This is a genomic window from Burkholderia sp. S-53 (assembly GCF_025560745.1).
Classification (GTDB): Bacteria; Pseudomonadota; Gammaproteobacteria; order Burkholderiales; family Burkholderiaceae; genus Burkholderia; species Burkholderia pyrrocinia.
In genome coordinates, this window is the sequence record NZ_CP090484.1 from 2778527 (window position 1) to 2803349 (window position 24823).

Sequence of the window (24823 nt, forward strand, 5' to 3'; positions counted from 1 at the left end):
CATGGACAACAACGATTCCATCCTGCGCTACTACGAAGCTGAAATGCGCTATCTGCGCGAATCCGGCAAGGAGTTCGCGAAGGCGCATCCCGATCGCGCGCGTCTGCTCAATCTCGATCGCGTAGGTGATCGCGATCCTTACGTTGAGCGGCTCTTCGAGGGTTTCGCCTTCTTGACCGGCCGGCTCCGACAAAAACTCGACGACGAATTGCCCGAACTGACCGAGGGACTCGTCAGCCTGTTGTGGCCGCACTATCTTCGAATGATTCCGTCGCTGTCGATCGTTGAGTTGATGCCGTTCGCGGAGAAACTGCAGAAGACCGAAGTGGTGCCGGCCGGCGCACCCGTCAGGTCGGCACCGATCAATGCTCCTTCGCCGGGCGGTGTCGAGGGTTCGGCGCCGCGAACTATCCAGTGCTTGTACCGGACCACGCAACCCGTCGCGCTTCAGCCGGTTACGATTACCCACGCCGGACCGGCCGTGCGCCAAGACGGCCGGTCGGTGATCAGGATCGGCTTCGCGTTGGAGGGATCCGCACTCCGCAACGAAACGAACCTGTCGCGCCTGCGTGTGCATCTGAACGCGGATCTTCCGACCGCATTTGCGATGCATCTCGCGCTCACAAGGCAGGTCGACACGATCTACTGGCGCATCCCGGCAATTCGCGACGGTGAACCGGTGCCGCTCGCAGGTGTCACGATCGAGCCCGCGGGCTTCTCGACGGAAGAGCGGCTGTGGCCCAAGGCCGATGCTGCGTTTTCCGGGTATCAGCTCCTGCTCGAGTACTTCACGTTTCGCGAGAAGTTCCTGTTCGTCGACTTGTGCGGGCTTGATGTCGCGAAGCTTCCGGAAGGTGCGACCCGCTTCGAACTCGAAATCGTGCTGAAGCACGCGTATCCGTCGGACCAGCGTTTCAGCGCGGAAAACGTGCGGCTGTTCTGCACGCCGGTCATCAACCTGTTCGAACTCGATGCCGAGCCGATCGAGATCGACCATCACGAAACCGAATATCGCGTCGTGCCGGCCGGCCATCAGGGCGAGCATGTCGAAACGTATTCGGTTGATGCGGTCGCGACATTCGACCACGATACGGCCGAACGATACGAATATGTGCCGTTCGCCACGTTCCGTCATCGCGGCGGCATGCTGCGGCACGAGGCCCCCGAGCGCTATTTCCATACGCGAGTGCGTCCCGGCGTGTCGGGGCTGCACGAAACCTGGGTGATTCTCGGCGGCCATGCATGGGAAACGATGGATACGCTTCCGGAGGAGAGCCTGTCCTTGCGGGTAACCGGAACGAACGGGACGCTGCCGCGCAAGGGTTTGCGCGAGGCAAGTCTCAACGAGATCGGGGTCAGCACGCAAAGCGTTGCCGGCGTGCGTAATCTCGTGTCGCCGACGTTGCCGCTGTATCCGCCGACCGAGGATCGCTTTCAGTGGCGCGTGTTGTCGCATCTGGCGCCGAACTTCCTGTCGATGATGAACGCGGAAGTATTGCGTGGCGCCCTGGCGCTTTACGACTGGACCAGCGACGAGCTGAACCGGCGGCGGCTCGCGGGCATTCTGCACGTGTCGCAGGAATTGATCGAAGAGGTGTCGGGCGGTGCGGTCGAGCGGGGCGTGCTGATCGAGATCACGCTCGACTCGCACGCGTTTTCCGGCGAAGGCGACGTGATGCTGTTCGGGGAATTGCTGCATCGGTTCTTCGAGGCATATGCGGAGATCAACCTCTTTACGAAGCTGGCGATCGTCAGCCTGCCGTCCCGGCTTCGGACGGAGTGGCCGCGCGGCAAGGTGCAGAGGGCGGCACTATGAGGTGGTCATTCAATCGGGTTGGCATCGAAGCGACCGATGCACAAGCGCTTCCGGCAATTGTCGGGAGCCTGTTGGCGCGTGCACCGAAGATGAGCTTCATGCAGTTCTGCCGGCTGCTGGAAGCCAGTGATCCCGACACGCCTGGATTCGGCACGCGCGATACGCCGGAACACGAGCCGGTGCGATTCCGGCCGCGTCCTCGCTTGGGCTTTCCGGCCGGCGAGGTGGCGGCGGTCGAGATCGACGACGAGGATGGCGATGCGCCGCCGACCATCCGCACGACGTTCATGGGGCTGTACGGGGTCGATGCGGCGATGCCGTCGCATACGATCGACGAGATCGTGCTTCGCGAAGAGGGACATGAAGCGGTCGAGGCGTTTCTCGACCCGTTCAATCATCGCATCGCGACGCTGCTGTACCGCACATGGAAGAAATACCGCTATCCCGAGCGTTTTCAGGCTGGTGGTGTCGATGACCATTCCCGGAGCCTGTTGTGTCTGGCAGGGTTCGGATGGGGCGACAAGCCAGCGCGTGCCGGTTTGCCGGCGTCGCGAATGCTGGCGTTGCTCGGCCTCCTGATTCAGCGCACGCGGACGTCCGAAGGGCTTGCCGGTGTCATCGCGCTGGCCGCGCCGCGCGTCGGCGTTCGCGTCGACGAGTTCTGGGCGGTGACGACAAGTGCGGGCCAGCCGAGACCGCTGACGTCGACACGCCCGGCGATTGCAGCTTCACGGGACGGCCGGCGCGTCGGTCTCGGCGGGGGTTACGTGCTCGGCAGGCGCATCGCGTATCGCAGCCGCGCAGTGCGTGTCACGCTGCGGCCCGACGATGTGCAGCAGGCACACGATCTGTTGCCGGGCGCGTCGTTGCATCGCGATTTGATGGCGTTCATTCGGCTGTATGTCGGCGTGAAAGCCGATGTGCATTTGCGAATGAAAGTGTCGTCCCGTTTCGTTCCGAGTCCGGTTGTCGGGGCAGGGCGTGCAGATCCTGCTCCGCGTCTCGGCTGGACCACGGTGTTGCCCTCCGAGGACGTGCGCTTGATCGATATCGCGCTCGGTGTCTACGAGGCGTTTCCGACACCTCAATCGAACTCGCATCTCGTGCCACGCACGATCTGATTCCGGAGCCTTCATGTTCAATCGAATGAGCGCGGCGACCGTTGTCGCAGCATTGCTTCTGTCGGGCTGCGGTGCCTGGCAGTCCGTCTCGGATGCGTCAACGAACGCCTATCGTGCGGTGTTTTTCAAGCAGGTGAAGGTGCTGAATGTCGATCTCACGGCACGTGCTTCACTGAATCCGGACGAAGCGGGGCGAGCGACGTCGGTGGCGGTTCGCGTGTATCAGTTGAAGGATCGCAAGATATTCGATGAAGCAACGTATGACGACCTGTTGAAGAGCGATCGGACTGTTCTCGCGCCGGATCTGCAGGCAGATATGTCGACGGTTGTGAATCCTGGCGCGTCGTCGAGCTTGTCGCAGCACATGCAACCAGAGACGAAGTACGTGGCAATAGTCGCGTTGTACCGTGTCCCCGGAGCGCAAGGAGACTGGAAGAGGGTAATTGAGAAAAGGAAGATCGATCCGGATAAGCCGCTCCGAATGGATCTGTCGCTGAACGGATTACAGGTGGCAGGAGAAGTCGCGAAGTCAGCGTCTTCTAGATGAACTGCGGAGACGGCACTGGAGAGTTGATATCGCGTGCAAACGCAGGGCGTTTCATTCCCGGCGCTGGCCCATGTGCCGGGTAACCGGCAGCATGGGCCGCTGGGGAATTACCGATCGTCTTCCCGAACCGAAGACGGATGCCGGCACAGCGCCCGCACTTCGAGCTCCATATACGGAAACAGCGGCAATTGACTGAGCAGGTCATGCAGTTGCTGCACGCTCTCGACATCGAAAATGCTGACGTTCGCATAGCGCCCCGCGATCCGCCACAGATGTCGCCAGATCCCTTCGTTCATCAGCCGCTGGCACATCGCCTTTTCTTCCGCCTTCAGCGTCGCCGCCTTGACCGGATCCATGTCCGCCGGCAGACGGACCGTCATTTCCACATGAAACAGCATCCTGCACTCCTTGCGTTATCGATTCGTCGAACGGGAAGGCCGCTCAGGCCTGCGCGCGGGCCCGCTCGACTTCGCTCGCCGGCACGTCCTGCTTTTCCTTGAGCAGCGAGAAATCGAAGTCGATCAGCGCGAACTGCCCGTCGACACCATACGGCTTGCCTTCCGCGCCCTCGGCCTGCTTGACCTTCGGGATCAGCCCTTCGCGGGTCGCGAATGCGAAGTCGTCCCAGATGTGCGGATCGCCTTCGATGTTGATCTGCGTCGTCAGCTTACGATAACCGTCGGCCGAAACGAAGAAGTGAATGTGCGCCGGACGATGGCCGTGGCGGCCGAGCTGGTCGAGCAGCTGCTCGGTCTTGCTGCCCGGCGGCACGCTGTAGCCGACCGGCAGCACGCTGCGGAAGCTGTAGCGGCCTTCGGCATCGGTGCGGATCGAACGGCGCAGGTTGAACGCGGGCTGCGATTGATCGAAGTAAGAATAATTGCCGAGATGGTTCGCGTGCCATACCTCGACCAGCGCATTCGCGAGCGGCGCGCCGTCGTTGCCGAGCACCTGGCCGCGCATGATGAGCGTCTGGCCCGGGTCGGTGCCGTCGTCGAGACGCGCATGGCCGACCGATTCCGGCGCACCGGCGACATACAGCGGCCCCTCGATCGTGCGCGGCGTACCGCCCTGGATGCCGGCCTTTTCCTCGGCCTCGTCCATCCGCACGTCGAGGAAGCGCTCGAGGCCGAGACCCGCGGCGATCAGCCCGAATTCGCGGCCGGCTTCGTTCAGGTAGTTGAGGGCCGTCCAGAATTCGCTCGGCTGCACGTCGAAGTCCTCGATCGTGTAGCAGATGTCCTTCACGATCCGGTTGACGATCGCGCGCACGCGCGGGTTGCCGGGCTTCTCGGCGGCGTCGTCGAAGGTCTTCAGCAGTGCGTCGATGGCTTGCTTGTTCATCTGTGTCTCCGGTTTCGGTTGTCGTGTGGGGATCAGCGGGCGCCGCGTCGCATCCGTTCGATGCGGGCCCAGTCGAAGGTGATGCCGAGGCCGGGCGTCGCCGGCAGGTGCAACTTGAAATCCTGGTAGCGCAGCGGCTCGACGAGGATCTCCTCGGTGAGCAGCAGCGGGCCGAACAGCTCGGTGCCCCATTTCAGCGAGTCGAACGTGCTGAACAGTTGCGCGGACGCCATCGTGCCGGCCGCGCCCTCGAGCATCGTGCCGCCGTACAGTTCGATGCCGGCCGCCGCCGCGATCGACGCGACGCTCGCCGCGCCCTGCAGGCCGCCCGATTGCGCGATCTTCACCGCGAACACGTCGGCCGCGCGATCCTGCGCGAGCGCGAACGCATCGACGGGGCCGTGCAGCGCCTCGTCGGCCATGATCGGAACCTGCGCGAGCTGCGTGAGGCGTTTCAGCCCCGCGCGGTTGGTCGCGGCGATGGGCTGCTCGACCAGGCTCACGCCGGCGTCCGCAAGACGCGCGCCGGCCCAGATCGCGTCGGTTTCGCTCCACGCCTGGTTCACGTCGACACGCACGTCGCCGCGCTCGCCGAGCGCGCGCTTGATCGCGACCACGTGCGCGACGTCGTCGGCGACCGCGTTCGAGCCGATCTTCAGCTTGAAGGCACGATGGCGGCGCGCTTCGAGCATCGCTTCGGCTTCCGCGATGTCGCGCTGCGTGTCGCCGCTCGCGAGCGTCCATGCGACGTCCACCGCATCGGTCCTGCGGCCGCCGAACAGCTCGGACAGCGGCACGCCGAGACGCTGCGCCTGCGCGTCGAACAGCGCGGTCTCGATCGCGCACTTCGCGAAGCGGTTGCCCTGGAACAGCTTGCGTGCCCGCGCCATCGCGGCGCCCGGGCGCGTCGCGTCCATGCCCTGCAGCAGCGGCGCGAAGTAGGTGTCGATGTTGACCTTGATGCTTTCCGGGCTCTCCTCGCCGTACGCGAGGCCGCCGATGGTCGTTGCCTCGCCGACGCCTTCGATACCGTCCGTGCATCGAACTCGGACCAGTACGAGGGTCTGGCAATTCATCGTGGCGACCGACAATTTGTGGGGCCTGATCGTCGGCACGTCGACGAGCAATGTCTCGATGCGTTCGATGGTGGCGGCAGTTGCTATCATGCGATTCCTCCTGTTGGTGCACATGGTAGGAATTCCCGCCCCGCGTCGTCCAACACTCTTTCCGACTACTTCCATACCTTTGAGGCATGAAATGGAATTGCGCCAGCTCCGCTACTTCATCGCCGTCGCCGAGGAAATGAACATCACGCGGGCTGCCGAGCGGCTGCACATGACGCAGCCGCCGCTGAGCCGCCAGCTCCAGGCGATCGAGGACGAGATCGGGCTGCCGCTGTTCGAGCGCGGCGCGCGGCCGCTGAAGCTGACGGACGCGGGGCGCGTGTTCCATGCGCAGGCGAAGCGCCTCGTCGACCAGGCCGACGAGCTCGGGCCGCTGACGCGGCGGCTCGCGCAATCGTCGGAGCGGATCGTGATCGGCTTCGTGCCGTCGACGCTGTACGGTGCGCTGCCGGACGTGATCCGCGCGTTTCGCGAGGCGCAGCCGGACGTCGAGCTGTCGCTGATCGAAATGTTCACGCTGGAGCAGCTCGGCGCGCTGAAGGGCGGGCGGATCGATGTCGGGTTCGGCCGGCTGCGTTTCGACGACGACCAGGTCGTGCGCGAGGCGCTGATCGAGGAAAAGCTGATCGCGGCGCTGCCGGTCGGGCATCCGCTTGCCGATCCCGACCGGCCGCTCGCGCTTGCGGATATCGCGAACGAGACGCTGATCGTCTATCCGAGCACGCCGCGGCCGAGCTTCGCCGATCAGCAGCTATCTGCATTACGCGACGGCGGGCTGGTGCCGGCGGGCGTCCACGAGGTGCGGGAATTGCAGACGGCGCTCGGGCTCGTCGCCGCGAAAGTCGGCGTGTCGCTGGTGCCGGAGAGCGTGGAGGGCGTGCGCGTGAGGGGTGTTGTCTACCGGCGGCTGCCGGAACCGGCTGCGACGTCGCCGATCATCATGAGCCGCCGGCTGCACGGCGAAAGCGCGGCGACGGCAGCGTTCTGCGCGATCGCGCGGGAGATGATCGTGCCGGCGACGTAACGGTCGTCGACGGTTTCATAAGTCGCAACTAACGGTCTGTTTCGGCGTGCGCAGGCGAATGCGGAGAGGGCATCGCGGTGTCAGGTCGTCCCGTGTGAAGCCGTTGCCGGTTGTGCAAGCCGCCGGGTGCGCCGGCGGACGCGTCGTTAACGCCGTCCGTCAGCGCTGCCCGTCGAGCGTCTCCGACGGCGATTCCCCGAACTTCTCGCGGTACGCAATCGCGAACCGTCCGAGGTGGGTAAACCCGCAATCGAGCGCGATATCGGCAATTCGCCGGGCTGACGCCGCGCCGCGCAACAGTTCGCGCGCATGGTCGAGCCGCGTCACGCGCAGGTATTGCATCGGGCTCATCCCGCGGAACTGCAGGAACGCGTCGCGCAGCGTCCGCTCCGGCACGTTGGCGGCGCGGACGATATCGGCGAGCTGCAGCGGCTGCGCGTAATGCGCGTTCACGAACTCCTGCGCGCGCCGCACGAAGCCCGGCGCCGGGTCGCGGTGCGACGCATGCAGCACGGACGGCGGGTGGCCTTCGATCAGCAGGTCGATCAGCAGGTGCTCGAGCTGCGACGCGACGCGCGGGTTCGCGTTCGCGCGTTCGAGCAGTTCGGGCGAACCCGCGACGAGCATCAGTTGCTGGCGCCATGCGGCGAGCGCGGCGTCGCTGATATGCAGCACGGGGTCGAGCGTCGCGCGCGGGTCGCCGGTCAGCGAGCCGACGGTCGCTGCGTCGATGCGCAGCACGAACTGCTCGCAATCGGCGGACAGCACCGCGTCGAACGGCTCGCCGGGCGCGCACAGCACGCCGGTCTGGCCGTCGACGCCGAGTTGCCGCCCCATCGCACGAACCTCGGCCTGGCCGGACAGGCAGAACATCAGCAGGTAATAACCGTCGACCGCGTCGACCTGTACGCGCATCGCGTCGCCGAACGCGATCGTGCCGATCCCGAGCCCGCCGAGCTTGACGAAATCCATGTGCGACGCCCCGTGCACGCGGCCGTTCGGCAGCAGCGCGTGCGGCTGCATCACGCGCGAAATCCGCTCGCGCGTCTCGTCGAGATCGCAGGATTCGAACAGCCGGTGCGCGCGCAGCGCGAGCGGCTCGAACGACGTTGGGGACATGGGCCTCAGCCTAATTGGGGACGCCGCGTTTCGATCCGACGAATGGGTCGCGACCGGACGCGGCATCGTGTGTGCCGCCATGCTAGCTCAGAAATCCGCCGAAAGTGGATATTGCAGCGCCGCAATCGCACTTTCCGGATAGACGGCGAATATTAGCTTTTCAAAAATGGGCTCCATGCATTCAACGAAACAGATCGACAAGGAGTCCGACATGGAGCAGACAGAATCGCCCGTCGTGTTCGCCGCGCGCGGCGATGCATCCGACGTGACCTTTCCGCACGACGACGGCTCGCGCGTGCCGTACAAGGTGTTCAGCTCGCAGGCCGTCTACGAACGCGAGCAGGAACGCATCTACCGCGGGCCGACGTGGAACTTCGTCGCGCTGGAAGCGGAAATCCCGAACGCCGGCGATTTCAAGAGCACGTTCGTCGGCGATACGCCGGTCGTCGTCACGCGCGCCGAGGACGGCACGCTCGCCGCATGGGTGAACCGCTGCGCGCACCGCGGCGCGCAGGTGTGCCGCAAGTCGCGCGGCAACGCGACCTCGCACACGTGCGTCTATCACCAGTGGAGCTTCGACAACACGGGCAACCTGCTCGGCGTGCCGTTCCGGCGCGGCCAGAAGGGGATGACCGGGATGCCGGCCGACTTCGACCCGAAGCAGCACGGGCTGCGCAAGCTGCGCGTCGACAGCTATCGCGGGCTCGTGTTCGCGACTTTCAGCGATGAAGTGATGCCGCTGGCCGACTATCTCGGCGAGCAGATGCGCCCGTGGATCGACCGGATCTTCCACAAGCCGATCGAGTATCTCGGCTGCACGCGCCAGTATTCGAAGTCGAACTGGAAGCTGTACATGGAGAACGTGAAGGACCCGTATCACGCGAGCATGCTGCACCTGTTCCATACGACCTTCAACATCTTCCGCGTCGGGATGAAGGCGCGCTCGATTCCGGACGCGAACCACGGGCTGCACAGCATCATCACGGTGACGAAGACGAACGACGACACGTCGGCCGCGTACAAGCAGCAGAACATCCGTTCGTTCGACGAGGGCTTCCACCTCGAAGACGAATCGATCCTCGATCTCGTGTCGGAATACGACGAGGACTGCACGAACCATATCCAGCCGATCTTCCCGCAGCTCGTGATCCAGCAGATCCACAACACGCTGGTCGCGCGGCAGATCCTGCCGAAGGGCCCCGACAACTTCGAGCTGATCTTCCATTTCTTCGGTTATGCGGACGACACGCCCGAGCTGCGCGCGCTGCGCATCAAGCAGGCGAACCTCGTCGGGCCGGCCGGCTATATCTCGATGGAGGACACGGAGGCGACCGAGCTCGTGCAGCGCGGCACGGTGCGCGACGGCGATGCGACGTCGGTGATCGAGATGTCGCGCGGCAATCCGGACCAGCAGGACACGGTGATCACCGAAAGTCTGATCCGCAAGTTCTGGGTCGGCTACCAGAAGCTGATGGGCTATTGAAGCGGGAGCGAGAAATGACGGAAGACATGAAGACGTGGTTCGAGATTTACATGCTCCAGAACCGCTACATCGGGCACCTCGACAACGACCGGCTCGAACACTGGCCGGAAATGTTCACCGAGGACTGCACGTACGAGATCGTGCCGAAGGAGAACGCGGATCTCGGGCTGCCGGTCGGGATCGTCCACTGCACGAACCAGCGGATGCTGCGCGATCGCGTGGTGTCGCTGCGGCACGCGAACATTTTCGAGGAGCACACGTACCGGCACATGACGTCGGGCCTGACGATCGTCGCCGAACGCGACGGCGAGATCGACACCGAGAGCAACTACGTCGTCGTGCAGACGCGCAGCAACGGCGAGTCGAACGTGTACCAGGCCGGCAAGTACTACGACACGGTCGTGCGCACGCCCGACGGGCTGCGCTACAAGACCAAGCGCGTGATCTACGACACGTCGCGCGTGCAGACGCTGCTCGCCACCCCGATCTGACGAAGCAAGGAACCGACATGACCGAAGCAACGCTCGCCGAGTGGCATCCGCTCGGCGCTTACGACGAATTCTCCGAAGACGAACCGGCGGCCCGCGTCGCCGGCCAGAAGCCGATCGCCGTGTTCCGGATCGGCGACGAACTGTTCGCGATGCACGACCTCTGCACGCACGGCCATGCGCGGCTGTCCGAAGGTTATGTGGAGGACGGTTGCGTCGAATGCCCGCTGCACCAGGGGCTGATCGACATCCGCACCGGTGCGCCGAAATGCGCGCCGATCACCGAGCCGGTGCGGACCTATCCGCTCCGGATCGTCGACGGGCAGGTGGAAGTCAATGTCGGCTGATCCGTTCGTGATCGTCGGCGCGGGCCACGCGGCGCGGCGCACGGCCGAAGCGCTGCGCGAACGCGATGCCGCCGCGCGTATCGTGATGATCGGCGCGGAGCGCGAGCTGCCGTACGACCGGCCCGCGCTGTCGAAGGATGCGTTGATGAGCGACGGCGGCGAGCAGCGCGCGTTCGTGCGCGACGCGGCGTGGTACGACACGCAGCGCATCGAGCTGCGGCTCGGCACGCGAGTCGATGCGATCGAGCGCGACGCGCAGCGCGTGCGGCTCGACGACGGCACGACGCTGCCGTACGCACGGCTCGTGCTCGCGACGGGTTCGCGGGTGCGCGCGTTCGGCGGCGCGATCGACGAAGGCGTCGCGCCGCATTACGTCCGTACCGTCGACGATGCGCGTGCGTTGCGCGCGAAGCTTGCGCCGGGCCGCCGCGTCGCGGTGCTCGGCGGCGGGTTCATCGGCCTCGAGGTCGCGGCTGCGGCACGCCAGCTCGGTTGCGACGTGACGGTGATCGATCCGGCTCCCCGATTGCTGCAGCGCGCGTTGCCGGAAGTCGTCGGTGCGTATGCGCGTCAGTTGCACGACGCGCGCGGCGTGGTGTTTCAGATGGCAACGTTGCCGCGTGCGATTCGTCGTGCGCCGTCCGGCGGCGCGATCGTCGAGACCGATCGCGGCGACGTGCAGGCCGATATCGTCGTGGTCGGCATCGGTGTCGTGCCCAATGTGGAACTGGCGCAGGCGGCCGGGCTCGACGTCGACAACGGGATACGCGTCGACGCGGGCTGCCGTACGGCCGATCCCGCGATTTTCGCGGCGGGCGAGGTGACGATGCACTTCAATCCGCTGCTCGGGCGTCACGTGCGGATCGAATCGTGGCAGGTCGCCGAAAACCAGCCGGCCGTCGCGGCCGCGAACCTGCTCGGCGCCGACGAGACCTATGCCGAACTGCCGTGGCTGTGGTCCGATCAGTACGACTGCAACCTGCAGATGCTCGGGCTGTTCGGCAGCGAACGCACGACCGTCGTGCGCGGCGATCCGGCAAGCGGGCCGTTCACGGTGTTCGGGCTGGGTGATGATGGCAAGATCGTCGCGGTAGCCGCGGCCAACCTGGGGCGTGACATCGGCGCATCGCGCCGGTTGATCGCGGCGGGGGCGTTGCCCGATCCGGTGAAACTCGCCGATCCGGCGGTGAACCTGAAGACGTTTCTGTAACGGCGGCAGGTGCGGCGAGTATGGCCGGCGCGGCGGACGGATTGCGTCGGCAATCCTGTCGCCGGTCGCGCGCTTGCCGGACGGTTGCGCGACGTGGCGGGTGACGTGATGCGCGGCGGCGGTCGCGCGGGCCCGTCGCGCATCATGCCGCGCGTTTGTCGGCCGGTGCGAAATCGGGGATATTAGCGGCATCGCCGATTCGCCTGCCGCCATGACCCCAGACAAAGCCCTCGAACTGAAACGCAGCAAGCGCCGGGCGCTGTGGCTGCTGCTGGCCGCAGTCGCGGTGTTCGTCACGACGATCCTGCTGCCGCGCGGCCCGTGGGTCGACGGTGTCAAGGCAGTGGCCGAGGCCGCGATGGTCGGTGCGCTCGCCGACTGGTTCGCGGTCGTCGCGCTGTTCCGCCGCGTGCCGATTCCGTTCGTGTCGCGCCATACCGAGATCATCCCGAAGAACAAGGACAAGATCGCCGACAACCTCGCGGTGTTCGTGCGCGAGAAGTTTCTCGGCCCCGATGCGCTCGCCGCACAGATCCGCCAGCACGATCCCGCGCAGAAACTCGGCGCATGGCTCGGCGAGCCGGCGAACACCGACGCGCTCGGCGGCTATGTGACGAAGCTGATGAGTTTCGCGCTCGACATGACCGACGACGCGCGGATCCAGTCGTTCGTCCACGACGCGTTCCGCGCGGTGATCGACCGGGTCGACCTGTCGCAATCGGCCGGCGCAATCCTCGACACGCTGACGAAGGACGGCCGCCACCAGGCGCTGCTCGACGATGCGATCGAACAGGTGGTCGACGTGCTCGACAAGGAGGAGAACCGCGAGGTGATCGCGGGCTTCATCGTCGAATGGCTGAAGACGCAATATCCGAAGATCGAGAAGATCATGCCGACGCAGTGGTTCGGCGAGAACGGCGCGCGAATGCTCGCGAGCGCGGTGAGCCGCGTGCTGGAAGGCGTCGCGGCGGATCCCGAACACGAGCTGCGGCAGCGTTTCGACCGGACGGTCGTGCGGCTGACCGAGCGGTTGAAGCACGATCCCGCGTTCATCGAAAAGGGCGAGGAGATCAAGCGCTACATTCGCGACGGCGATGCGTTCAACGAGTATGTGCGCGACTTGTGGGACCAGTTGCGCGCGTGGCTGAAGGCCGATCTCGCGCGTCCCGATTCGGCGCTGCACCGGCAGGCCGCGACGCTCGGCGGCTGGCTCGGCGCGCGGCTCGCCGAGAGCCCGGCGCTGCGCGCGTCGCTGAACGAGCATATCGAGAAGGCCGTGCACGAGATGGCGCCGGATTTCGCCGATTTCCTGATGCGCCACATCCGCGACACGGTGCGCAACTGGGATGCGCGCGAGATGTCGCGGCAGATCGAGCTGAACATCGGCAAGGATCTGCAGTACATCCGCATCAACGGCACGCTGGTCGGCGGGCTGATCGGGCTGGGGCTGTATCTGGTGTCGCTGGTGCCGCGCTGGGCGGCCGGGTGGCTGCATTGACGCGGCCGCGCCGGCGAACGGCGGCCGCGGTGCCTACGCGTGCGTGCGCTCGCGCGGTTCGACCTTGCGGTCGATTTCGCTGCGCGTCGGCAGTGTCTTGAGATCGTAGGCGGCCTGCAGGTTCAGCCAGAATTCCGGCGACGTATCGAAGTAGCGCGCGAGCCGGTAAGCCGTATCGGCCGTGATGCCGCGCCGTTCCTTGACGATTTCGTGCACGCGTGTCGCCGGCACGTTCAACGCGAGCGCCAGTGCGTTGACGCTCATTTCCAGCGGAACGAGGAACTCTTCCCGCAGGACCTCGCCCGGATGAATCGGGCGCATTCCATTCTTGAGCATGCGAGGCTCCAGTCAGTGATAGTCGACGATCTCGACCTGGGTCGGGCCATCGTCGCTCCATACAAAACAGATCCGCCATTGTTCGTTGATCCGGATGCTGTGCTGGCCCTCCCGATCGCCTTGCAATCCTTCGAGCCGATTGCCGGGCGGCGCCCACGCATCACGCGTGCGCTTTCGAGCCGTGCAGTTGCAGGCCGAGCGCCTTGATGACCTTCAGGATCGTGCCGAAGCTCGGGTTGCCGTCGTGCGACAGCGCCTTGTACAGCCCTTCGCGCGACAGGCCCGCATCGCGCGCGACCTGCGACATGCCGCGGGCGCGTGCGATCACGCCGAGCGCGTGCGCGATGAAGGCCGGATCGTCGCCGGCCTCTTGCAGGCAGGCCTCGAAGTAGTCGGCCATGTCGTCTTCGGTTTTCAGATGGTCGGCCGAATCCCACGGCCGGGTGCTGATCTTGTCCATCGATCACTCCATGTCGAGATGCGCAAGCATCGCGTGCGCGGCGCGTATGTCGGCCTGTTGCGTCGATTTATCGCCGCCGCAGAGCAGGATGACCCAGATCGTTCCGCGCCGGACGTAGTAGACGCGATAACCGGGGCCATGGTCGATACGCATTTCGACGACCGGCGAGCCGGCGGATTTCCAGTCGCCCGGATTGCCCATCGACAGGCGGTCGATGCGCGCCTGGATGCGGCGCTTCGCGACGCGATCCTGCAGGCCGGCAAACCATGCGTCGAAGACGTCGGTGGTCCGGATGCTGAACGTAGGCGCACTGTAGGGCATTGATTGCAGTATGTCAACCATGGTTCACAGGTGTATCGGGCTATTCCGTAGCCGCTACATTAGGGCTGTCCGCTGCGTTTGCGCGCCAATTGGCCGTTCGGCCGAAGTCGAAATTTTCCGAATCCGTCTACAATCAATCACGTCTTTGCCGCCCGTGCGCGCCCGTCGCGCACGGGCGGGTCCGTTCGTCCTCCGGTATCCGGAGGCGCCGCCGCGCATCGCGCATCGCGTGGCGGGGAGTGCCGTGGTCTGTGTCCAGTAGGTAAAGCGTCCGCGTGCCGTAGGCCGGCGCGCGTCATGTACGCCGCGTGTCCGTAGGCCGGGCAGGCGGCATCAACCGAGAGTCCCCCATGAAAGCATCGGATTTGTTCGTGAAGGCGCTGGAAGCCGAAGGTGTCGAGTACGTGTTCGGCATTCCCGGCGAGGAAAACCTCGATCTGCTCGAATCGCTGCGGCGATCGAAGATCAAGCTCGTGCTGACCCGGCACGAGCAGGCGGCCGGGTTCATGGCCGCCACCTACGGCCGCCTGACGGGCCGCACCGGCGTGTGCCTCGCGACGCTCGGGCCCGGCGCGACGAACTTCGTGACGGCCGCCGCGTATGCGCAGCTCGGCGGGATGCCGATGCTGATGATCACCGGGCAGAAGCCGATCAAGTCCAGCAAGCAGGGCCACTTCCAGATCGTCGACGTGGTCGACATGATGCAGCCGCTCACGAAGTTCACGCGGCAGATCGTGTCGATCGGCAACATCCCGTCGGCCGTGCGCGAGGCGTTCCGCCGCGCGGAGGAAGAGCGCCCGGGCGCCGCGCACCTCGAATTGCCGGAAGACATCGCGCACGAGGAAGGCGACGGCAAGCCGATCCCGCGCAGCTACAGCCGGCGGCCGATCGCCGAGGAGAAGGCGGTCGCGCACGCGGTCGACGCGATCCAGGCCGCGCGCCATCCGCTGCTGATGATCGGCGCGGGCGGCAACCGCAAGACGACCCGCAAGATCCTCGTCGAATTCGTCGACAAGACGGGCATCCCGTTCTTCACGACGCAGATGGGCAAGGGCGTGATCGACGAGACGCACCCGCTGTGGCTCGGCAACGCGACGCTGTCCGACGGCGACTTCGTGCACCGCGCGATCGAGCATGCGGACTGCATCATCAACGTCGGCCACGATGTGATCGAGAAGCCGCCGTTCTTCATGCGCGCGGACGACAAGACCGTGATCCACGTGAACTTCCTCGGCGCGCAGGTCGATCCGGTCTATTTCCCGCAGATCGAGGTGGTCGGCGACATCGCGAATGCGGTGTGGCAGATGACGGAAGCGATCGCGCCGCAGCCGCACTGGGATTTCGTGCGTTTCGCGATGATCAAGGAGCATTTCGACGCGCACCTGGAGAAGGGCCAGCACGACCCGCGCTTCCCGATGTACCCGGTGCGCATCGTCAACGACCTGTACAACGCGCTGCCGGCCGACGGGATCGTCTGTCTCGACAACGGGATGTACAAGATCTGGTTCGCGCGCTACTGGCGCGCGCACGAACCGAACTCGCTGCTGCTCGACAACGCGCTCGCATCGATGGGCGCGGGCCTGCCGTCGGCGATCGCGACGAAGATCGTGCATCCGCAGCGCAAGGTGATCGCCGTGTGCGGCGACGGCGGCTTCATGATGAATTCGCAGGAGCTCGAAACGGCCGTGCGGCTGAAGCTCGACCTCGTCGTGATGATCCTGCGCGACGACGCATTCGGGATGATCCGCTGGAAGCAGGAGAACATGAACTTCCCCGATTTCGCGATGACGCTGCAGAACCCCGATTTCGTGTCGTATGCGCAAAGCTACGGCGCGCACGGGCATCGCGTCGAATCGGCCGACGATCTCGAGCCGCTGCTGCGCGAGTGCTTCTCGTCGCCGGGTGTGCACGTGATCGACGTGCCGATCGACTATTCGGACAACGAGCGCGTGCTGAACCGCGAGATCAAGCGGCTGTCGGCGCAACTCTGAATTCCCCGTTCACAGGAAGGAGTCGTTCCATGTTGAAGGAAACCTATCCGTACTACCTCGCCAACGAGGCCGTCTACGCGAACACCGATCTGGAAGTGACGGACAAGTTCAGCGGCAAGGTCGCGACGCGCGTCGCGCTGGCCGACGCGAAGGCGATCGATGCGGCGATCGGCGCGGCGGTCGCCGCCGCGAAGCCGATGCGCGAGCTGCCGGCCTACAAGCGGCAGGCCGTGCTCGACCATTGCGTCGCGCGCTTTCGCGAGCGTTTCGACGAGTTGGCCGAGGCGCTGTGCATCGAGGCCGGCAAGCCGATCAACGATTCGAAGGGCGAGGTGACGCGGCTGATCGACACGTTCCGCGTGGCAGCCGAGGAATCGGTGCGCATCGACGGCGAGATCATCAACCTCGAGATTTCCGCGCGTGCGCAGGGCTATACGGGCTACACGAAGCGTGTGCCGGTCGGCCCGTGCTCGTTCATCTCGCCGTTCAACTTCCCGCTGAACCTCGCCGCGCACAAGGTCGCGCCCGCGCTCGCGGCCGGCTGTCCGTTCGTGCTGAAGCCCGCGAGCCGCACGCCGATCGGCGCGCTGATCATCGGCGAGGTGCTCGCGGAAACCGACCTGCCGAAGGGCGCGTTCTCGGTGCTGCCCGCGCATCGCGACGGCGCCGATCTCTTCACGACCGACGAGCGTTTCAAGCTGCTGTCGTTCACGGGCTCGCCGGCCGTCGGCTGGGCGCTGAAGGAGAAGGCCGGCAAGAAGAAAGTCGTGCTGGAACTCGGCGGCAACGCGGCCGCGATCGTCGATGCGGACCAGCGCGACCGGCTCGACTACGTGGTCGAGCGTCTCGCGTTCGGCGCGTACTACCAGTCGGGCCAGAGCTGCATCGGCGTGCAGCGGATCCTCGTGCATGCCGATCTGTACGACGCGCTGCGCGAGAAACTGATCGCGAAGACGCGTTCGCTGAAGATGGGCGATCCGAAGGATCCGTCGACGTTCGTCGGCCCGATGATTTCCGAATCCGAATCGCGCCGGCTGTCGGGCTGGATGGATGCGGCCGTCGCGGCGGGTGCGAAGATCGTCGCGGGCGGCAAGGTCGATGGCGCGATGTTCGAGGCGACGCTGCTGGAAAACGTCGGGCCCGAGCAGGACCTGTACCGGAAGGAGGCGTTCGGCCCCGTTGCGATCCTCGAGAAGTTCGACCGGTTCGACGACGCGCTCGCGCGCGTGAACGACAGCGACTTCGGGCTGCAGGCCGGCGTGTTCACCGATTCGCTCACGCATGCGCAGCGCGCGTGGGACGAACTGGAGGTCGGCGGTGTCGTGATCAACGACGTGCCGTCGTTCCGCGTCGACAACATGCCGTACGGCGGCGTGAAGGATTCGGGCCTCGGCCGCGAAGGGATCCGCTACGCGATCGAGGACATGACCGAACCGCGGCTGATGATCGTGCGGCGCCGGTAACGCGGGGCGGGCAGCGCGGTGCCGCGACGGCACGCGGGCGGGCGATCGTGCCGGCCCGCGTGCCGTTTTTCATCGCGGCGCGCGCACCCGGCCGCACCGGGCCTGTACTGCGTGGGCGGGCCTCCCGAACGCGCTCGACTGCCGGCATCGCATCGTGATGTAATCGCGCCAAACTGCCGACCGGGGTACGACGCCGGAACGCGCGAATTCATTCTTCACGAGGTCGATTCATGTCTCCCGTCTCGGCATTCAAGCTGGTTTTGTTGTCATTCCTGGCGATCGTCGCGCTCGAATGCATCGCCAAGCGGCTGCGGCTGCCGCCCGCGGCCGCGCTGCTGATCGGCGGCATCGGCATCGCGTTCATCCCCGGCCTGCCGCCGATCAACCTCGATCCCGAACTGGTGCTGCTGGTATTCCTGCCGCCGCTGCTGATGGACGGTGCGTACTTCTCCGTGTGGGAGGAGTTCAAGCGCAACGTCGGCGGCATCCTGCTGCTCGCGATCGGCGCGGTCGTGTTCACGACGTTCGCGGTCGGCTTCGCCGTGCACTGGGTCGTGCCGGCGCTGCCGTGGGCCGCGTGCTTCGCGCTCGGCGCGATCGTGTCGCCGCCCGACGCGGTTGCCGCGAAGGCCGTGCTCGAACGCGTCGCGCTGCCGCGCCGGCTGATGGTGCTGCTCGAAGGCGAGAGCCTGCTGAACGACGCGGCCGGCCTCGTGCTGTTCCGCTTCGCGGTCGCGGCCGCGCTCACCGGCGCGTTCAGCCTCGAGCATGCGGTCGTGCGCTTCGCGGAGCTCGGGCTCGGCGGCGTGGTGGTCGGCTTCGTGGTCGGCAGGCTCGTCGTGTGGTTCCTGAAGTTGCTCGACGACGACTATCTCGTGATCACCGTCGCGGTGATCGCCGGCTGGATCGCGTACATCGCGGGCGAGATGCTCGAGGTGTCGGGCGTGATCGCGACCGTCACGGCCGGCATGATCATCGGCTGGCATCAGCACGAGGTGTTCTCGGCGGCCGTGCGCACGCGCGGCACCGCGTTCTGGCAGGTCATCGTGTTCCTGCTCGAAGCGATGGTGTTCGTGCTGATCGGGCTGTCGCTGCGCGGCGCGATGCACCGGCTCGGCGGCTTCGAGCAGGTGCTCGCCACGATGGTGCCGCCGGTGCTCGCAGTGCTGGCGGCAGTGATCGTGTCGCGCTTCGTGTGGATCTACGCGGTCGAGGCGCTGAAGTGGCCGGTGCGCGGGATCGCGCGGCGCGGCGACGCGCCCGACTGGAAGGCCGCGACGATCATGAGCTGGGCCGGGATGCGCGGCGTCGTCACGCTGGCGATCGCGCTGTCGCTGCCCGAGGCGATGCCCGGCCGCGACGTGATCCTGATCGCGTCGTTCGCGGTGATCCTCGTCACCGTGCTGCTGCAGGGCACGACGATCGGGCCGCTGATCCGGCTGCTGCGTTTGCCGCAACGCGAAGAGCGCGCTGCGCATCACCTGACCGAGCCGCAGACGTGGGCGTACGTCGAGGCTGCGCAGCTCGCGGCGATCCAGCCGCTCGTGCGCGACGAGAATGGCGTGGTCATCCATCCGCGCCTGCTCGAGCAATACACGTATCGCGCGGAATTGACCGAACGGGCGAAGGACGAGCTCGCGTATCCGGCGGAAGTGCGCACCGCGCACTACGACGTGGTGCTGGCCGCGATCAAGGCCGGGCGCGCGGAACTGTTGCGGCTGCATCGATCGGGCCGCATCCATGACGAGATGCTGCACATGCTCGAACGCGATCTCGACCTGCAGGAAGTGGCTGCGCAGCACGGGCGCGGGTAGGCGGCCGCACCTCCATCACACGGGCCGGCTTCCTGTCGGCCCGATGCGCGCGGGTCGATCCTCGCCCGGCGCGCCGCACTTTTTCTCCCACCCTCCGGCCGATTCGATGCACCGCATCAGGCCCCAATACGACTCGCGATCGATCCTTGCAGCGCATGCAAACCTCGATTCGCCGGGCTCGCAAACGTTATCGTCTTTCGAATCCGGAAATGATCTGATTTATCTGATTGCGGCTCTTTCTGCATATTTGGCAAAACTAAACCGGAAGGAGATAGATGCTGTGTTCTAATTTCATTTAGAATCAGCCGGTTATCTTTATTGAGAGAAAGAATGCGGAGGTAATGCGGCCGTCGACGGGGAAAAACCGGCGTCCGGGGCCCCGCAAGGCATTGCCGACAGGCCAATTTGGCGGAATCAGGCAGGGTTTTCGGCCGCCAAAATAAGATAGTGTCCAAGTCGGATAAACAACTCCTATGAAAGAATCAATTGGAGATTCGGCGTTTGAAACTGTATTTATGAAAGAATCGAGCAGTGATAATGCCCCGGATTGTCTTGAATCGGGGCTTTCGGTTCTCCTCGTCGACGATCAACCGTTCGTTGGCGAGGTGATCCGCCGCGCGCTGCGCAGCGAACACGACATCGACCTGCACGTGTGCACCGACGCACACCGTGCGATGTCGGTCGCGCGCGACGTGAAGCCGACGGTCATCCTGCAGGATCTCGTGATGCCGGAGATCGACGGCCTCGATCTCGTTCGCGCATGGCGCGCGGACGCCGCCACCGCGCGCGTGCCGATCATCGTGCTGTCCGCGAAGGAGGAGCCGATCGTCAAGCGCGAGGCGTTCATCGCCGGCGCGAACGACTATCTGGTGAAGCTCCCCGACGCGATGGAACTGACCGCGCGCATCCGCTATCACTCGAATTCGTATCTGATGTCGCGGCAGCGCGACGAGGCGCTCGATTTCCTGTCGCACGACATGCGCTCGCCGCAGACGTCGATCCTCGCGCTGCTCGACGTCTACCGGGCAGAACACGGCGACATGCCGGCGATCATGGAGCGCATCGCCGGCCATGCGCGGCGCGCGCTGGCGCTCGCCGACGGTTTCATCCATCTGACCCGTGCACAGTCCGAGCGGCGCGCGCACGAGGTCGTGAGTCTCAACGAGATCGTGCTCGACGCCGTCGACCAGCTTTGGGAGAAGGCGGCCGGGTGCGGCAGCCGGGTCGTCGCGCAGGTGCCCGATACCGAGTGCGTGACGATGGGCGACCGCATGATGCTCACGCGCGCGGTCGCGAACCTGATCGACAACGGGCTGAAGTACGGTCCGGCCGGCACGGACGTGCATTGCACGCTGAGCGGCGAGGACGGAGCGTGGCTGATCGGCGTCGAGGATACCGGCGCCGGCATCGCACCGGAGCAGCGCACGGCCGCGACCGAGTCGTTCGTGCAGCTCGAATCCGTGCATGGCGCGGCGCGCAGCGGCTTCGGCCTCGGGCTCGCGTTCGTCCGCGCGACGGCGGCGCGGCATCGCGGGCAGATTCTGATGCGCAATACGGCGCGCGGCTTCATGGTCGCGCTTCGACTGCCGGCGCAAGCGGAGCGGTGATTTCGCGGCGCGGCCCGCCGGCGCCGCGTCGTCCGCATCCGACCACGAGGCGCTCGTGGCGCGCCGTCCGGCGCGCCGGCGGGCGTGGTTTTTTTCAACGCTGATTTTAGAAAGCCCATAACGAACATGGCCACCGTGACGCCCCGCGCGACCAATGAAAGCCTGCATCCGACGATCGGCGCTACCCGGCTGACGCTCGGCAATCGCATCCTGCTCAGCTTCGGCGTGCTGTTCGTGCTGATGCTGGTGACAGCCGGCGTGTCCTACGAGCGCCTGCGCGCGATCAACAGCGAAGCCGTCAGCATCGAGCGCGACTCGCTGCCCGGCGTCTACCTCGCGTCGTCGCTGCGCGGCACGGTGAACGAATCGTTCACGCTGCTGCAGCAGTCAACGTTCGTCGACGCCGATCCCGAGGCCGTACAGCGCGATCTCGCGAAAATTTCCGACGCGCTGAAGGAAGTCGAGTCGCTGTCGGTCGATTACCAGAACTCGATATTCCGCGACGACGACCGTCAGCGCTTCGCGACGTTTCGCGGCTCCTACGACCGCTACCTGCCGCTGCTGAACGAAGCCGTGCAGAAACACCGCGTGTCGCGCGACGAGGCCGTTGCCGCCTACGCGAAGGTGCAGCCCGTGTGGGTCGAGGTCGTGCGCAATGCGAATACGCTGGTACAGGAAAACCGCAAGTTCGCCGACCAGTCCGCGAAGCTGATCCGCGAATCCGTGCAGGACACCGAGGTCGTGCTCGCGACCGCGCTGGCGATCATGCTGCTGTCCGCGCTCGGGCTCGGCTACGTGCTGTACCGTTCGGTCACCGTCCCGATGGCGCGGCTCGTCGAGGTGCACGACGTGATGCGCACCGGCAACCTGACGCACCGCCTCGACCTGCGCCGCCGCGACGAATTCGGCACGCTCGAGACGGGCTTCAACCGGATGGCCGACGAGCTGACCGAGCTCGTCTCGCGCGCGCAGCAGTCGTCGCTGCAGGTGACGACGTCGGTCGCCGAGATCGCGGCGACGTCGCGCGAGCAGCAGGCGACCGCGAACGAAACCGCGGCGACGACGACCGAGATCGGCGCGACGTCGCGCGAGATCTTCGCGACATCGCGCGACCTGCTGCGCACGATGAACGAGGTGGCCGGCGTGGCCGAGCAGTCGGCGACGCTCGCGGGCGTGAGCCAGAGCGGGCTCACGCGGATGGGCGAGACGATGCGCAGCGTGATGGACGCGGCCGGCTCGGTGAACGCGAAGCTCGCGATCCTCAACGAGAAGGCGCTGAACATCAACCAGGTGGTCGCGACGATCACCAAGGTGGCCGACCAGACCAACCTGCTGTCGCTGAACGCGGCGATCGAGGCCGAGAAGGCCGGCGAGTACGGCCGCGGTTTCGCGGTCGTCGCGACCGAGATCCGCCGCCTCGCCGACCAGACGGCCGTCGCGACCTACGACATCGAGCAGACGGTGAAGGAAATCCAGTCGGCCGTGTCGGCGGGCGTGATGGGGATGGACAAGTTCTCCGAGGAAGTGCGCCGGGGGATGCTCGACGTGCAGCAGGTCGGCGGGCAGCTGTCGCAGATCATTGCCGAGGTACAGACGCTCGCGCCGCGCTTCCAGATGGTCAACGAAGGGATGCAGACGCAGGCGAACGGCGCCGAGCAGATCACGCAGGCGCTGTCGCAACTGTCGGAAGCCGCGCAGCAGACCGCCGAGTCGCTGCGCCAGTCGTCGCAGGCGATCGACGACCTGACGCTGGTCGCGAACCAGTTGCGCACCAGCGTGTCGCGCTTCAAGGTCGACGCGTGACGCGCGCCGATCCGCAGAACGGCGCGCACGCGCTGTTCCTGATGTTCGAGCTCGACGGCGAGCGCTATGCGCTCGACGCGGCCGGCATCGAAGAGGTGCTGCCGCTCGCGATCACGAAAGCCGTGCCCGGTGCACCCGAATGGATCGCCGGGCTGCTGATGCGCGGCGGCCAGCCGGTGCCGGTGATCGACGTGCCGATGCTCGCGCTCGGGCGCCGCGCGCATGCGCTGCGCTCGACGCGGCTCGTGATGGTGCGCTACCGCGCGGGTCATGCCGACGGCGAGCGCGTGATCGGCCTGATCGTCGAGCGCGCGACGCAGACGATGCGGATCGATCGCGCGGCGTTCCGCGCGAGCGGCATCTCGACCGCGCGCACGCGCTGGCTCGGGTTCGTCGCGAACACGCCCGACGGCGTCGTGCAGCAGGTGTCGGTATCCGACCTGATCGACGACGTTGCGCGCCTGTATCTGTTCGACGGCCTGCCGGGCCACGTGGAGGAGTCCGCATGAAAGAGTCCGAATCGCGATTTCGCGCGTGGCTGCTGCGCGAGACCGGCATCGACCCCGATTCGCTCGGCAACGATTTCCTGACCCGTGCGCTGACGGAGCGCGTGCACGCGCTGCAAACGGACGGCGAGCGGCTGCCGTCGGCGGCGCGGCCGCCGGTGACGCAGGACGCGCTCGACGCGTACTGGCAGCAGCTCAACGCGTCGGCCGACGAGCGGCGTGCGCTGATCGAGCTGTTCGTCGTGCCCGAGACGTGGTTCTTCCGCGACCGCGAGGCCTTCGCGACGCTGGCGCGGCTCGCGGCCGAACGGCTCGCCGCGACGCCCGGGCGCGTGATCCGCGTGCTGAGCGCGCCGTGCTCGACGGGCGAGGAGCCGTATTCGGCTGCGATGGCGCTGCTCGACGCGGGGCTCGAACCGGCCAGCTTCACGATCGACGCGATCGACCTCAGCGCGCGCGCGATCGAGCAGGCGCGGCATGGCTGTTACGGGCGCAACGCGTTTCGCGGCACCGCGACGGAATTTCGCGCGCGCTACTTCACGCCGGCCGCCGACGGCTGGCTGCTCGACGAGCGCGTGCGTGCGCGCGTGCAGTTCCGTCACGCGAACCTCGTCGAACCGATCGCCGATACGGGCATTCGCTACGATTTCGTGTTCTGCCGCAACGTGCTGATCTACTTCGACCGCGACGCGCAGGATCGCGTGATCCGTTCGCTCGACGCGTGTCTCGCCGACGACGGCATGCTGTTCGTCGGGCCGGCCGAAACGGGTGTCGCGATGCGGCACGGGATGCGCTCGGCGCGCGTGCCGCTGGCATTCGCGTTTCATCGCGAGCCTGCCGGTGCGGCGGCCGACGCAAGCGCGGCCCGGGCCGCGGCACTGCCGTCCGCGGTAGCGGCGTACCGGCACGCGGAACGCCTCACGGTCGCGCCGCTCGCGGCGACGCGCACGGTGCTGGCCGTCGCGCCGCCGGCCTGGCTCGGCGACGGGCTGCAGCCGTTCGCGGCGCCCGCCGTGCGCCCGGCCGCGTTCGACGCACGGGCCGACCTGCCGGTGGCGACGGTCGAAGCGGCCGCGCCCGTCGACGAAGGCGTCGCGCCGACGCTCGAGGATGCGCAGGCGCTCGCGAACGCGGGCGCGTTCGACGAGGCCGAGCGTGTGCTTGCGCAGTTCTCGGCGCGCGTCGGACCGCATGCCGATGCGTTCTACCTGAACGGGCTGATCGCGGATGCGCGCGGGCGCGCGGCGGAAGCCGGCAACTTCTACCGGAAGGCGCTGTACCTGCGGCCCACGCACCACGAGGCGCTGACCCACCTGGCGACGCTGCTCGACGTCGGCGGCGATCGCGCGGGCGCGCAATGGCTGCTCGAACGCGCACGGCGCTCGGCCGGCTGATACGAAT

23 protein-coding genes and 1 pseudogene are annotated in these 24823 nt (G+C 66.3%); 16 read left to right on the top strand and 8 right to left on the bottom strand.

What is annotated here, in order from left to right; translation table 11 throughout:
- Position 1 precedes the first annotated feature (1 nt).
- The 3 genes from tssF (at position 2) to tssJ (ending at position 3484) form a co-directional block, all read left to right on the top strand.
- On the top strand, positions 2-1816 hold the full coding sequence (gene tssF, locus LXM88_RS34555) for a type VI secretion system baseplate subunit TssF (protein WP_262543973.1): 1815 nt from the start codon (positions 2-4) through the stop codon (positions 1814-1816).
- A gap of 98 nt (positions 1817-1914) precedes the next feature.
- Complete coding sequence (tssG, locus tag LXM88_RS34560) at positions 1915-2937, top strand: type VI secretion system baseplate subunit TssG (RefSeq protein ID WP_412524180.1); 1023 nt, start codon at positions 1915-1917, stop codon at positions 2935-2937.
- 13 nt (positions 2938-2950) lie between these two features.
- A complete protein-coding gene (gene tssJ / locus LXM88_RS34565) occupies positions 2951-3484 on the top strand; it encodes a type VI secretion system lipoprotein TssJ (RefSeq protein ID WP_262543975.1) in 534 nt (177 codons plus the stop codon).
- Positions 3485-3591: 107 nt separating this feature from the next.
- Here the strand turns inward: tssJ and catC are convergent, their stop codons facing one another.
- The 3 genes from catC to LXM88_RS34580 are packed head-to-tail and all read right to left on the bottom strand — an operon-like array spanning position 3592 to position 5994.
- The gene (catC, locus tag LXM88_RS34570) at positions 3592-3882 is read right to left on the bottom strand and encodes a muconolactone Delta-isomerase (RefSeq protein WP_034185107.1); all 291 of its coding nucleotides are present in this window, start codon (positions 3880-3882) and stop codon (positions 3592-3594) included.
- Between the two features lie 43 nt (positions 3883-3925).
- Positions 3926-4828, bottom strand: a complete 903-nt coding sequence (gene catA, locus LXM88_RS34575; RefSeq protein WP_047901485.1) for a catechol 1,2-dioxygenase — start codon at positions 4826-4828, stop codon at positions 3926-3928.
- 32 nt (positions 4829-4860) lie between these two features.
- Entirely contained in the window at positions 4861-5994 is a 1134-nt protein-coding gene (locus tag LXM88_RS34580) for a muconate/chloromuconate family cycloisomerase (protein ID WP_262543976.1), read from the bottom strand.
- A 91-nt stretch (positions 5995-6085) separates the two neighbouring features.
- Between LXM88_RS34580 and LXM88_RS34585 the strand changes: the two genes are divergently transcribed.
- A complete protein-coding gene (locus LXM88_RS34585; RefSeq protein ID WP_262543977.1) occupies positions 6086-6976 on the top strand; it encodes a LysR family transcriptional regulator in 891 nt (296 codons plus the stop codon).
- A 159-nt stretch (positions 6977-7135) separates the two neighbouring features.
- Here LXM88_RS34585 and andR read toward each other — a convergent pair whose 3' ends face one another.
- Positions 7136-8095 (bottom strand): anthranilate 1,2-dioxygenase regulatory protein AndR, encoded by a 960-nt coding sequence (gene andR, locus LXM88_RS34590; RefSeq protein ID WP_262543978.1) that lies wholly within the window; start codon positions 8093-8095, stop codon positions 7136-7138.
- Positions 8096-8306: 211 nt separating this feature from the next.
- Between andR and andAc the strand changes: the two genes are divergently transcribed.
- From andAc to LXM88_RS34615, 5 genes are all read left to right on the top strand, one after another.
- Positions 8307-9578 carry an anthranilate 1,2-dioxygenase large subunit AndAc gene (gene andAc, locus LXM88_RS34595; RefSeq protein WP_262543979.1) on the top strand — a complete coding sequence of 424 codons (1272 nt, stop codon included), beginning with the start codon at positions 8307-8309 and terminating at the stop codon, positions 9576-9578.
- A 14-nt stretch (positions 9579-9592) separates the two neighbouring features.
- A complete protein-coding gene (andAd, locus tag LXM88_RS34600) occupies positions 9593-10069 on the top strand; it encodes an anthranilate 1,2-dioxygenase small subunit AndAd (RefSeq protein ID WP_014900133.1) in 477 nt (158 codons plus the stop codon).
- 17 nt (positions 10070-10086) lie between these two features.
- Positions 10087-10413 (top strand): anthranilate 1,2-dioxygenase ferredoxin subunit AndAb, encoded by a 327-nt coding sequence (andAb, locus tag LXM88_RS34605; protein WP_096474914.1) that lies wholly within the window; start codon positions 10087-10089, stop codon positions 10411-10413.
- A complete protein-coding gene (andAa, locus tag LXM88_RS34610; protein ID WP_262543980.1) occupies positions 10403-11623 on the top strand; it encodes an anthranilate 1,2-dioxygenase system ferredoxin--NAD(+) reductase in 1221 nt (406 codons plus the stop codon). The genes andAb and andAa overlap by 11 nt, the downstream gene beginning before the upstream one ends.
- 211 nt (positions 11624-11834) lie before the next feature.
- Positions 11835-13121: a DUF445 domain-containing protein gene (locus LXM88_RS34615; RefSeq protein ID WP_262543981.1), complete on the top strand. Its 1287-nt coding sequence runs from the start codon at positions 11835-11837 to the stop codon at positions 13119-13121.
- 33 nt (positions 13122-13154) lie between these two features.
- Here the strand turns inward: LXM88_RS34615 and LXM88_RS34620 are convergent, their stop codons facing one another.
- The 4 genes and pseudogenes from LXM88_RS34620 to LXM88_RS34635 all read right to left on the bottom strand — a co-directional run bounded on the left by LXM88_RS34620 (position 13155) and on the right by LXM88_RS34635 (position 14238).
- Positions 13155-13457, bottom strand: coding sequence for a HigA family addiction module antitoxin (locus LXM88_RS34620; RefSeq protein WP_257770678.1), 303 nt, complete (start codon positions 13455-13457; stop codon positions 13155-13157).
- Between the two features lie 12 nt (positions 13458-13469).
- Positions 13470-13610: pseudogene (locus tag LXM88_RS34625) on the bottom strand (type II toxin-antitoxin system RelE/ParE family toxin); the annotation flags it as partial.
- A gap of 7 nt (positions 13611-13617) precedes the next feature.
- Entirely contained in the window at positions 13618-13917 is a 300-nt protein-coding gene (locus LXM88_RS34630; protein WP_039344756.1) for an addiction module antidote protein, read from the bottom strand.
- A gap of 3 nt (positions 13918-13920) precedes the next feature.
- Positions 13921-14238 (bottom strand): type II toxin-antitoxin system RelE/ParE family toxin, encoded by a 318-nt coding sequence (locus LXM88_RS34635; protein WP_096474909.1) that lies wholly within the window; start codon positions 14236-14238, stop codon positions 13921-13923.
- A gap of 350 nt (positions 14239-14588) precedes the next feature.
- Between LXM88_RS34635 and LXM88_RS34640 the strand changes: the two genes are divergently transcribed.
- From LXM88_RS34640 to LXM88_RS34670, 7 genes are all read left to right on the top strand, one after another.
- The gene (locus LXM88_RS34640) at positions 14589-16229 is read left to right on the top strand and encodes an acetolactate synthase large subunit (RefSeq protein ID WP_262543982.1); all 1641 of its coding nucleotides are present in this window, start codon (positions 14589-14591) and stop codon (positions 16227-16229) included.
- Positions 16230-16258: 29 nt separating this feature from the next.
- On the top strand, positions 16259-17692 hold the full coding sequence (locus tag LXM88_RS34645; RefSeq protein WP_262543983.1) for an aldehyde dehydrogenase family protein: 1434 nt from the start codon (positions 16259-16261) through the stop codon (positions 17690-17692).
- Between the two features lie 230 nt (positions 17693-17922).
- Entirely contained in the window at positions 17923-19506 is a 1584-nt protein-coding gene (locus LXM88_RS34650) for a Na+/H+ antiporter (protein WP_262543984.1), read from the top strand.
- A 473-nt stretch (positions 19507-19979) separates the two neighbouring features.
- Positions 19980-21113, top strand: a complete 1134-nt coding sequence (locus LXM88_RS34655; protein ID WP_318654705.1) for a hybrid sensor histidine kinase/response regulator — start codon at positions 19980-19982, stop codon at positions 21111-21113.
- Between the two features lie 126 nt (positions 21114-21239).
- Positions 21240-22916: a methyl-accepting chemotaxis protein gene (locus tag LXM88_RS34660; RefSeq protein WP_262543986.1), complete on the top strand. Its 1677-nt coding sequence runs from the start codon at positions 21240-21242 to the stop codon at positions 22914-22916.
- The gene (locus LXM88_RS34665; protein ID WP_262543987.1) at positions 22913-23425 is read left to right on the top strand and encodes a chemotaxis protein CheW; all 513 of its coding nucleotides are present in this window, start codon (positions 22913-22915) and stop codon (positions 23423-23425) included. The genes LXM88_RS34660 and LXM88_RS34665 overlap by 4 nt, the downstream gene beginning before the upstream one ends.
- Positions 23422-24816, top strand: coding sequence for a CheR family methyltransferase (locus LXM88_RS34670; RefSeq protein ID WP_262543988.1), 1395 nt, complete (start codon positions 23422-23424; stop codon positions 24814-24816). The genes LXM88_RS34665 and LXM88_RS34670 overlap by 4 nt, the downstream gene beginning before the upstream one ends.
- Positions 24817-24823 lie beyond the last annotated feature (7 nt).

What these genes read in the sequence shown, in the direction of transcription:
- tssF (WP_262543973.1), top strand. Translation starts at nt 2, where the DNA reads ATGGACAACAACGATTCCATCCTGCGCTACTACGAAGCTGAAATGCGC.
- tssG (WP_412524180.1), top strand. Translation starts at nt 1,915, where the DNA reads ATGCAGTTCTGCCGGCTGCTGGAAGCCAGTGATCCCGACACGCCTGGA.
- tssJ (WP_262543975.1), top strand. Translation starts at nt 2,951, where the DNA reads ATGTTCAATCGAATGAGCGCGGCGACCGTTGTCGCAGCATTGCTTCTG.
- catC (WP_034185107.1), bottom strand. Translation starts at nt 3,882, where the DNA reads ATGCTGTTTCATGTGGAAATGACGGTCCGTCTGCCGGCGGACATGGAT.
- catA (WP_047901485.1), bottom strand. Translation starts at nt 4,828, where the DNA reads ATGAACAAGCAAGCCATCGACGCACTGCTGAAGACCTTCGACGACGCC.
- LXM88_RS34580 (WP_262543976.1), bottom strand. Translation starts at nt 5,994, where the DNA reads ATGATAGCAACTGCCGCCACCATCGAACGCATCGAGACATTGCTCGTC.
- LXM88_RS34585 (WP_262543977.1), top strand. Translation starts at nt 6,086, where the DNA reads ATGGAATTGCGCCAGCTCCGCTACTTCATCGCCGTCGCCGAGGAAATG.
- andR (WP_262543978.1), bottom strand. Translation starts at nt 8,095, where the DNA reads ATGTCCCCAACGTCGTTCGAGCCGCTCGCGCTGCGCGCGCACCGGCTG.
- andAc (WP_262543979.1), top strand. Translation starts at nt 8,307, where the DNA reads ATGGAGCAGACAGAATCGCCCGTCGTGTTCGCCGCGCGCGGCGATGCA.
- andAd (WP_014900133.1), top strand. Translation starts at nt 9,593, where the DNA reads ATGACGGAAGACATGAAGACGTGGTTCGAGATTTACATGCTCCAGAAC.
- andAb (WP_096474914.1), top strand. Translation starts at nt 10,087, where the DNA reads ATGACCGAAGCAACGCTCGCCGAGTGGCATCCGCTCGGCGCTTACGAC.
- andAa (WP_262543980.1), top strand. Translation starts at nt 10,403, where the DNA reads ATGTCGGCTGATCCGTTCGTGATCGTCGGCGCGGGCCACGCGGCGCGG.
- LXM88_RS34615 (WP_262543981.1), top strand. Translation starts at nt 11,835, where the DNA reads ATGACCCCAGACAAAGCCCTCGAACTGAAACGCAGCAAGCGCCGGGCG.
- LXM88_RS34620 (WP_257770678.1), bottom strand. Translation starts at nt 13,457, where the DNA reads ATGCTCAAGAATGGAATGCGCCCGATTCATCCGGGCGAGGTCCTGCGG.
- LXM88_RS34630 (WP_039344756.1), bottom strand. Translation starts at nt 13,917, where the DNA reads ATGGACAAGATCAGCACCCGGCCGTGGGATTCGGCCGACCATCTGAAA.
- LXM88_RS34635 (WP_096474909.1), bottom strand. Translation starts at nt 14,238, where the DNA reads ATGCCCTACAGTGCGCCTACGTTCAGCATCCGGACCACCGACGTCTTC.
- LXM88_RS34640 (WP_262543982.1), top strand. Translation starts at nt 14,589, where the DNA reads ATGAAAGCATCGGATTTGTTCGTGAAGGCGCTGGAAGCCGAAGGTGTC.
- LXM88_RS34645 (WP_262543983.1), top strand. Translation starts at nt 16,259, where the DNA reads ATGTTGAAGGAAACCTATCCGTACTACCTCGCCAACGAGGCCGTCTAC.
- LXM88_RS34650 (WP_262543984.1), top strand. Translation starts at nt 17,923, where the DNA reads ATGTCTCCCGTCTCGGCATTCAAGCTGGTTTTGTTGTCATTCCTGGCG.
- LXM88_RS34655 (WP_318654705.1), top strand. Translation starts at nt 19,980, where the DNA reads ATGAAAGAATCAATTGGAGATTCGGCGTTTGAAACTGTATTTATGAAA.
- LXM88_RS34660 (WP_262543986.1), top strand. Translation starts at nt 21,240, where the DNA reads ATGGCCACCGTGACGCCCCGCGCGACCAATGAAAGCCTGCATCCGACG.
- LXM88_RS34670 (WP_262543988.1), top strand. Translation starts at nt 23,422, where the DNA reads ATGAAAGAGTCCGAATCGCGATTTCGCGCGTGGCTGCTGCGCGAGACC.